Below are 7,886 nucleotides of genomic sequence, written 5' to 3'. Positions count from 1 at the left end.
TTTTGTCTTTCAGCTTCGCATCAATTATAGCCAAATGGCTCGTGTCATTCTCATTAAAGTAAAGTAGAGTGGCTGCTGCAGTTACAATTAAAGCCGTGATCACTAATAGTGATTTGTGAAGATTTTTCATTAAAACTTGATGTTTGATTAATTGAAAAAGGGTATTAAACTATAGACACTTTTATTGCCAAATAACCGTGTAGAGTATTCAGTAAATAGAGGTGTTGATTAAAAGTTTGAGCTGACTAATAATATAAAATTCAGCTTGCAATTTAACCGATTATTATATTATTTCTTAGTTAAAGACGATTTTTTATTAGAATCGAAAGCCTAATTATGGATGGTGGCTATAAAATGAATTCAACAGTAGATAAAGTTGGGGTTACTGATGAGAGGAACTACTCAACCACAAATTGAATAGTTGTGTTTGTAGTTAATGCTTCATTATTATTTTCCTGATCAAAAACTACTTGAAGTCTTTTTATTTGATTGCAAACGACAGTGTTGTGGTATGGTAATATGACTCTGTCTGTAGTTTAGAACCATTATTAAGGAGAAATGCTATGCTCACTCTCAATTCTTATGTTAGAGGCTGTCAATGTAAGGAGTCGTCTCATTACAATTTGAGTCGTCTCCTTTTTAAGCTGGTTAATACTTTATTGTATTACTTTCCATAGTCTGCTGCACTCGCACGGCTATCACCATTAATCGTCCAGCCTTTATTATTGATCAGTGTATTTATTGCAACTTCGCCAACTGAACAATACTCTAACCCATTTGCTCCTAAGCTTATATTTGATGGTATTGAAGTTAAAATTGATCTCAGATCATACCTGGCACATTGAGGAGAGTAATTTAGAAACTACCTAACAATAAACTCAATCTTGGTTTTAACTGGTGCAGTTGGTGTGGTTTGTTCTTTGTCGACATCAAACACTTTGAGCAGTGAGTTACCGGCTATATCTTCCACGTTTTCGTTGATTTGGATCGTGTAAGTTCCCTTCGACCAGGGTAGTTTTGGTATGAAACTCAATATTTTCTTGTGTATCGTCCAGTCACCTGAGACCTGTTCACCATTTTTATACATGTCAATCATTCGCCTAACCAGTGCCTCATCAAGCAGTCGGTCTGTTTTTATCTGTACAGGATCAGTCGATAAATCGGTAGGAGGGTCAATCACCCAATTGCTGATGTCAATGCTAGTTCTTAATGGCTGGGTGGCGAAGAATGTCTTTTTAAAAGGCTGTATGGTTTGGCCATTAGCATCTTGCCAATTTCCAATGATTGACAGTTTATAGTGTTCACCTTCTTTGAAGATAGCTCCCTGACTCATGTTAGGACCAACACCCCTTTTTATCCTTCCAGGGTGGAAAAATAAGGTAAGTCTCGTCATAGTATCGTTCCAAAATCCTTCCTTTAATTCCACAAAGGGCTTATTAAGCTCCTGTTCGCTTTGATCTATTATCTTAATATAATCGTATGGGTTTTGTAAACCCATAGGTGAGCTGAAGTAGACGTATAAACGCAATGTATTAGCCGGTATGGTGTCAGCCGCTGGTGAAATTCGACTGACAAAAGCAGCTTCTACCTCACTGTTTTTGAAGGTAACAGAAACTGCAAGTGGTGTCAGATCATGATTTGTATTTAAAATGCGATTGAAAGTGTCTGGGCTAAAATAGGAGGTGTGTATAAGCCTTGCGTCTGGTTGAAAAAGAGGTTTGAATATGACACTGGAATCCGATACCGAGTACGTGCCGGCCATAGCATATTCTGACTGGTCGACTTTCACAAAAAAGAAATCTGCATATTGTATCTCAGAAGATTCTGAAAGCTTTTTGAGTGCATCTTCTGGCAGGTCAAACAAGATAAAATGACCATAAAAAGGAGATTGCCGATTGTCATCCACTACAATTTGTTGACCAGGTAAATTGAGCGCATAACAAACGGCAACTACTCCCAAAAAATACTTTTTAAGCCTGCTTATGGTCTTAGCCATTCTTTTGAAAGTGACACCAAAGCAAGTTTACCACTAGGCATTCGCTGTGTGGCAGCGATAAATTTTTCATTTAGGTCGTCAAGCTGCTGCACGCCAGAGCCGGATCTCGGTGTATATTTTACGCCACCTAAATAGCCTTCTACTTCTTCTGTGATTGATCCCTCATAGTTGTTTACATCCTGTGGGTCAAAGATGAGTAACGGTAGCTGACTGTTAGACATTAATATGTATTCCTTATTATTATTTGTATAGGCAACCATATCAAGCGGATAATTTCCTGATCCAAATTCGGCAACGGTTCGGCCTTTTACATGAGTGCCATTTTTAAGCTCTTTGGTTTCAAAAGTCACTAAAGGTGTGCACAAATATGCAGCGATGATGTGTTCATTACTGTCAAAATTATAAGGGAGAAAAGTCCTTATAGGCGAGTCTGTTTCATATTTGCCATGAGCACCGTGAAATATCTCCAGTGTAGACACTTCAATGTCACTTTTAAAAGGGTAGGGTGCTATCCACATGGAGGCAGCAAACTCCTCATTACTCAGTCCGGATATATATACCTTATTATCATTAAATCTTATGCTGGTAATAGCATCAACTCTGTTGGAAACACCTTTTTTCCATCGGTGCTCTTTTTCTTCTGCAATAGGGTTGGGCAGTTTAATGTGGCTGTGATAGATGTCTTCCAGTGTAATTACACTGATGTTACTTTCATTATCTATTTTGAGTAGCACATTGGCATTGGCGAGGTCGTTGGGCAAGTGCCATTTAGAGGTCCAGCCGGCTCTACCACGTGAGGCACTTAGGTATATATTTTGAGAAATCGGGTTGACTGCCATATCATGAATCAACACATTGTCGGCTGTTGTGCCCAAAAGGCCTGCAATTTGCCCTTCAAGATCATCAATGGTCACGGCTTCCTGATTGTTACTTTTTTGGTTGTCTTCGAGATCGATAGCATAAATAGCTCCTGCACGCGAATCACCGATAAACAGAATGCCGTTGTCGTTTATTTCAAGGGTGCCCATAGATTGAATTTCGGGTGTACCCTTTTTCATAAATGGCTCTGTCGCAGTACTTACTGTATAACAAAATACAGCAATAATTAAGAGTGTGGTTTTCATAGTTTAGGTTTGGTTGGTCTTCAAATAGTCAAACGGAGCAATAAAGATTTGGGTTAGTTTTCAGCCTAAACTCGTCCTGTAATTAGATAAACAACCGTTATTTCAGGTTATAATTTGCTGTCAGCCATTTTTAAACATGAAAGCCTGCTTGACACTGGAAAATTATGGATATTCGTAGGGCGAAGAAATCACCGATGCGACTATACTTATTACTTCTACTTACTGGCTTTTTGTCTTCCTGTGTTTTTGGTCCTGTTGGCACCTCAAAAAGGGCTTTGAACCAGCTTGAAAAAGGGAATTTTGATAAGGCAAGAACCTTAACGGCCAAAAGCCTTGAAAAAGACAGCCTGGTACCTGCGCTACTCTTTACAAAGTCGAAGCTTTTGATTGCAAAAAATGACCCCGGCCTGTATGATTCTGGCTATTATTTTATCCTAAGAGGTATATCGGTATTAGATACGCTGAATCTGAAAGATCAGGAAAAGCACTTTAAGCATGGCTTTGATAGCACAACCTTGCAATCACACAAAGAAAAGATTGATAGCCTCGCATTTGCCTATTATGAGCATGAGATAAATACTGAAGACGGATATAATCGCTTTTTGAGAAATTATCCAACCGCCAGTCAGGTGCCAGATGCCATTGCGAAGAGGGATGTGCTGGCTTTTGCTACAGCTATGTCTCAAAATACCTACGAGAGCTACAAGGCGTTTATGGAAAAATACCCTCGTGCTGTACAGATTCCGGAGGCAAAGCGCAGGTATGAGAAACTGTATTTTGATAAAAGCACAGCAGATGGCCGGGTGGCTAGTTATATCAGATTCCTCGACAAACACCCACAAACGCCTTATAGAAAGGAAGCCGAACAAAAAATATTTGAAGTGATCACCGCTGAGCATTCAGTGGGAGGTTATAGGTTATTTCTCAGAAATTACCCTAAAAGCCATTTGAGAAATAAAACCATAGATCTACTTTATCATGTGGCTAAAACGCGGGGAGAAAGTGTAAACATGCCCCTTGGCGATTCTCTACAGCGAGTACAAGCGCTGGAACCTCATACGCTTTTCACATTTTTAGAAGAAGGTCGCTTTGGATTTATGGATGCAAAGGGTGAGGTGGTCATCAACCCAATTTACCAGACTGTAAACCCAATTTACAAATGCAGTGGTATTACTCATGATTACTTGCAGGTAGATAATAAGGTCGTAGGAAGAAATGGTGGCATAATTTCACATCAAAATTTTACCGAAATTGAAGATTTGGGATATGGACTACTTAAAGGACAGCAGGTTGGCGGTTGGTCTCTGTTTCACAAGTCAGGCCGAAAGCTTAGAAATACAACTTATGATGAAATAAGGCTCATCAATGGTAATATACTCGCGCTTAAACGAGGGCAAAACTGGCGTTTAGAAACCATTAGTGGTCGTTTACTGGTACAAGATAATTTTGATGATATTTATCTCACAGAGGGTTACATTATTTTTGAGAAAGGAGACCTCATCGAGGTTAAGAATGTAAAGCAGCTGATGAGTGCGGTTGATAGCCAACCCATAAGTTTTGATTATTTCTACAGCGACTATGAAATTCTTCCTAATGGCAACCTTTGGCTGGAATCAAACTATGGAGAGGCAGTTGTAGATAAAAACCTTGAGGAAGTAGTGTCTTATGGTTCTCAAGAGATTGAATTTATATCCGGAGGTTACCTGGTAAACAAATCAGGGCAGTACACTTTTAGAAACGGAAGCCTTGAGGTGCTGGCCTCTCATATGAAACGAGTGGCATACAATCAGGCTTGGCTTGCTGGAAGGGTAGATAGCTCTACAGCGATAATCAGGTTAGCTGATTTTGCCATAAAGAATTACGAGATAGATTCTGTAAAGCTTATTGGGGCCCATTTTCTCACAGCGTATAAAAACGATTCTGTAAAGCTATTTTTTCCTAATGGAGTTGAGCGCGGTTTTAAAAAGTCAGTCAGCTTTGATTTGCTCAATGGTGGTGAACAAGAATATATTTTTGTGATTGACGATAAGCGTCTATTGTACAACACCAAGGCGCAATACATACTTGAAGTTGAGAGAAAAGAATTTTCTCCATTGGGTAAAGAATACCTGGTTTTTACTGTACGTGGAAAAAAGGGATTGATAGATGCAAAAACGGGAAAAGTTCTGTTGAAAGCAGAATTTGATGCCATTGGGAATTATGATAATGGTCGTGTTTCTTTATTAAAGAAGCGAAAGTTTGGCATGTTTGATATCACCAGCGAAGGCTATGTAAAGCCCGAATATGATAAGAATATAAGCCAATACAGCGATAGTGTTTATGTAGGTGAAAAAGGCGATAAGGCATTTATACTAGATAAACAGGGTGACTTACTTATAGATGAAGGCTTCGAAATGGTTGAACATTGGAGTGATACCGTTGCCTTGGTAAAGAAAGAAGGTGATTGGCACTTTCTATCGCTCAATTCTGCTGAAATAAGTGACCTGAGTTTTCAATCTTACGATATTACAAAAATAAGTGAAGAGGAAAAGGTGATAACCATTTTGTCTAATGGCAAATATGGTGTAGTCAGTAATTTAAGGGGAGAGGTTGTGCCTCCTACTTTTAATGATATTGTCCTTTTCAACGCACCAGGTCAGCCTGTTTTTTTTACAGAAAAACGTATAAAAGAAGCCGCTTTCTATGTTGTAATATATTATGACATCGAAGGGAATGTTTTACGCAAACAAGCCTTTGAATCGGCCGCTTACGATAAAATATATTGTGATTGAGTTGATGAATCAGTCAATAATAACCTACACGTAATCTGCCTGTTTTAATTATTAGGCAAACAATAACTAATATTGCCCTTAGAATTAATCAGTGATATGAAGCGCATTCTTTTTTTACCTCTCTTATTTACCATTCTTTCTGTTTCTGCCCAACAAAAGCCCAAACTGATAGTGGGTATTATAGTAGACCAGATGAGACAAGAGTATCTCTACAGATTTAATGAGAAGTTTTCTGATCACGGATTTAAAAAACTGATTAACGAAGGGTACATGTATAAAAATGCGCACTTCAATTATGTGCCTACTTATACTGCTCCCGGCCATGCTTCGGTTTACACAGGTACGACTCCGGCCATCCATGGTGTAATTGGCAACAGCTGGTACGATAAAGAATCTAAACAAAATATATACTGCGCACATGATGAATCTGAATCTACCGTAGGTAGCAACTCAGACAATGGACATATGTCACCAAGAAATTTGCTGACCACCACCATTGGTGATGAGCTAAGGTTTTCGACACAGATGAGGTCAAAAGTTATAGGCCTGTCGATTAAAGACAGAGGTGCCATTTTTCCTGCCGGACACACGGGCGAGGCTTTTTGGTACGATAAAGATACGGGAGACTTCATTTCAAGTACATATTACAGCGAGCAACTTCCTGAATGGGTCAAGGAGTTTAATAATCAAAACAAAGCAGAAAATTATCTGACTCAAACCTGGGAGCCATCGGCCAACCTTGATACTTATATCGAAAGTATTAACGATGAAAATGAATACGAAGATGGTGTAGGAAAAGACAAAGCAACTTTTCCATATCCGATGAAGAAAGATGGCTATTGGATGGTGCCAGCTACACCGTTTGGCAATGAGATCCTAACTGATATTTCACTTGCAGCCATAAAAAATACTAGTCTGGGAGAGGATGATATCACCGACTTATTAGCCATCAGTTTCTCTTCTACAGACTATGTGGGTCATGGTTTTGGTCCTAATTCCAAAGAAGTAGAAGACACGTATATAAAGTTGGATAAGAATATTGCCACCATAATCGAGACGCTGGATGATGAAGTGGGCAAAGGCAATTACCTGATATTTCTCACAGCAGACCATGCCGTAGCAGAGGTACCCCAATTATTGATTGATAGCAAGGTACCTGCAGGGTATTTTGATAAAAAACAGCTGGATAAGCTTAACGAAGCTATAGAGGCTAAATATGGGAAAGGAGATTGGATTGAGAATGTTTCAAACAATCAAATATTCCTAAACAGAAAAACTATTGCCAGCAACAATCAGAACTTAATCGAAATCCAAAATTTTGTTGCTGATCATTTATTACTGGCCAAAGGTGTGGCGAGAAGTTATCCTGCTCATCTCATCAACAGCATAGACTATGACGCAGGTGGAGTAAAAGGTTTGATGGCCAGAGGATATAACCAGAAAAGATCGGGAGATGTAATCGTAGAGTTGGAACCCGGGTGGATGATCAGAAGCTCAAAAGGATCAACCCATGGCTCCGCTTACACTTATGATACCCATGTGCCTATGATTTGGTATGGTGCAGGCGTGCCTGTAGGCGAATCAGTAAATTATCACCCAATCACAGATATTGCGCCTACTTTATCAATGCTATTAGATATAAAATTGCCAAATGGTGCGACCGGACAGCCATTGACAGAATTGTTGAAGTAAAGGCATTTATTCCAGGTCGATTCTATACCAACCTGTAGGTAAAAAATTATAAGATTCGTTTGGGTCTCCACTCACTAGCTTTGCGTTAGCACATCCTGCTGAGTGCCCTTCTGGTAATGATATGATTTGTGTAGGGTTAACCTCCGGCATGAGACCAGCTGCCAAATGAATCGGACTTTTTTTATCAAAGAGCTTCTTGTCGATTATAATTTCATTTTCACCGGCTTTGCCCATCGACATGGTATTGCCTACCCACCCATATTGCTGAAAGTATGTAGAGCGTTTGCTTATGGTTTTATCATC

General features: G+C 39.3%; 5 protein-coding genes. 2 read left to right on the top strand and 3 right to left on the bottom strand.

Going from position 1 to position 7,886, the window contains the following annotated elements; all coding sequences use genetic code 11:
- Nucleotides 1-862 precede the first annotated feature (862 nt).
- Together E1176_RS09725 and E1176_RS09720 are read right to left on the bottom strand one after the other, a co-directional pair.
- Nucleotides 863-1,996 carry an Ig-like domain-containing domain gene (locus E1176_RS09725; protein ID WP_155210417.1) on the bottom strand — a complete coding sequence of 378 codons (1,134 nt, stop codon included), beginning with the start codon at nt 1,994-1,996 and terminating at the stop codon, nt 863-865.
- Nucleotides 1,981-3,120 carry a hypothetical protein gene (locus E1176_RS09720; RefSeq protein ID WP_155210416.1) on the bottom strand — a complete coding sequence of 380 codons (1,140 nt, stop codon included), beginning with the start codon at nt 3,118-3,120 and terminating at the stop codon, nt 1,981-1,983. The genes E1176_RS09725 and E1176_RS09720 overlap by 16 nt, the downstream gene beginning before the upstream one ends.
- Before the next feature lie 164 nt (nt 3,121-3,284).
- Here E1176_RS09720 and E1176_RS09715 point away from each other — a divergent pair, with 164 nt between their 5' ends.
- Together E1176_RS09715 and pafA are read left to right on the top strand one after the other, a co-directional pair.
- The gene (locus tag E1176_RS09715; RefSeq protein WP_155210415.1) at nt 3,285-5,891 is read left to right on the top strand and encodes a WG repeat-containing protein; all 2,607 of its coding nucleotides are present in this window, start codon (nt 3,285-3,287) and stop codon (nt 5,889-5,891) included.
- Nucleotides 5,892-5,987: 96 nt separating this feature from the next.
- On the top strand, nt 5,988-7,583 hold the full coding sequence (gene pafA / locus E1176_RS09710) for an alkaline phosphatase PafA (RefSeq protein WP_155210414.1): 1,596 nt from the start codon (nt 5,988-5,990) through the stop codon (nt 7,581-7,583).
- Nucleotides 7,584-7,589: 6 nt separating this feature from the next.
- Here the strand turns inward: pafA and E1176_RS20655 are convergent.
- Nucleotides 7,590-7,886 (bottom strand): hypothetical protein (locus E1176_RS20655; protein ID WP_185152730.1); only part of this gene is annotated, 297 nt, incomplete at its 5' end.

The sequence above is a fragment of the Fulvivirga aurantia genome (assembly GCF_009711475.1).
GTDB classification, from domain to species: Bacteria; Bacteroidota; Bacteroidia; order Cytophagales; family Cyclobacteriaceae; genus Fulvivirga; species Fulvivirga aurantia.
Note: the sequence above shows the minus strand (reverse complement) of the source record. Positions and strands in the feature narration are given on the sequence as shown.